This is a genomic window from Comamonas sp. MYb69, from assembly GCF_037479315.1.
In the GTDB taxonomy this organism is placed as follows: domain Bacteria; phylum Pseudomonadota; class Gammaproteobacteria; order Burkholderiales; family Burkholderiaceae_C; genus Comamonas.
Genome location: NZ_JBBGZG010000007.1, coordinates 1 through 1,109, shown reverse-complemented (window position 1 = coordinate 1,109; position 1,109 = coordinate 1). Strand labels below are relative to the sequence as shown.

1 protein-coding gene is annotated in these 1,109 nt (G+C 68.4%); it reads right to left on the bottom strand.

Annotated features, from left to right (window positions below):
* Positions 1–100 precede the first annotated feature (100 nt).
* Complete coding sequence (gene rocF, locus WH303_RS11095; RefSeq protein WP_339518483.1) at positions 101–1,087, bottom strand: arginase; 987 nt, start codon at positions 1,085–1,087, stop codon at positions 101–103.
* Between the last annotated feature and the right edge of the window lie 22 nt (positions 1,088–1,109).

Sequence of the window (1,109 nt, the reverse complement as noted above, 5' to 3'; positions counted from 1 at the left end):
TTTACACCTTTGCTCCCCACGCCCGGGCCGACACACATTGCCTACAGGCGTGCGCGCCGAGCTGGCGGCTGGCGCGGGCAGCGGCCCGCGCCGTCAGTGCTCAGCCGCGCACATCCTTGACCAGGGTGCTTTTGCCAAACAGGCTCTGCACCAGGTCCACCACCAGCTCGGCAGTCTGGTTGCGCAGGTCGAGCGCCGGGTTGAGCTCGACGATATCGATCGAGCCCAGAAGGCCGGTGTCGGCAATCATCTCCATGCACAGCTGCGCTTCGCGGTAGTTGGGGCCGCCGCGCACGGTGGTGCCGGTGCCGGGCGCAATCTCGGGGTCGAGAAAGTCCACATCAAAGCTCAGGTGCAGATGGGTCTGGCGCGGGTCACAGCCGGCCAGCGGCGCCAGTGCGCGCAGCATGGTTTCGCGCATGCCCAGCTCATCGATGGCGCGCATGTCGAACACATCGATGTTGTGGGTCTTGATCAAATGCTTTTCCTGCGCATCGACACTGCGCAGCCCGATCTGGCACAGCGACTGCGGGCCCAGCGCCGGTGCAAAACCGGCCAGGTGGGTGAGTTCGCGCGGGCCCAGGCCCGAGAGGCAGGCCACCGGAATGCCATGGATATTGCCCGAGGGAGAAGTCTCGGGCGTGTTGAAGTCCGCATGGGCATCGAGCCAGAGCACAAAGAGGCGCTTGCCGGTGTCGCGGCAGTGGCGCGCCACGGCGCTGATCGAGCCGACCGCCAGGCTGTGGTCGCCGCCCAGCATCAAGGGCATGCGGCCTGCCGCCAACTGCCCGTGCACGGCATCATGCACCGCCTGGTTCCAGGCAACGGCTTCGGCAAAGTTGCGCAGATCGCCATGCCCGGCATCGCGCGGCTTGCGCTGGTTGGCCGGGCCCGCCAGGTTGCCCAGGTCGCGCACCTCGCAACCCAGCTCCGTCAAGGCCGGCCCGAGCTGCGCCACGCGCAAGGCATCGGGCCCCATCGCGGCGCCCAGGCGCCCGGCACCGATGTCGGTGGGCACGCCGATCAGGCTGATAGGGGTGGCGGGGGTATGCAGCGGAGCGGCGCTCAGGTCAGGCAGGGATGGCATGGCGGTGGGCTTGGGTGGGGGC

Excerpts from the sequence above, each read along its gene's own strand:
- rocF (WP_339518483.1), bottom strand. The coding sequence starts at position 1,087 with ATGCCATCCCTGCCTGACCTGAGCGCCGCTCCGCTGCATACCCCCGCC.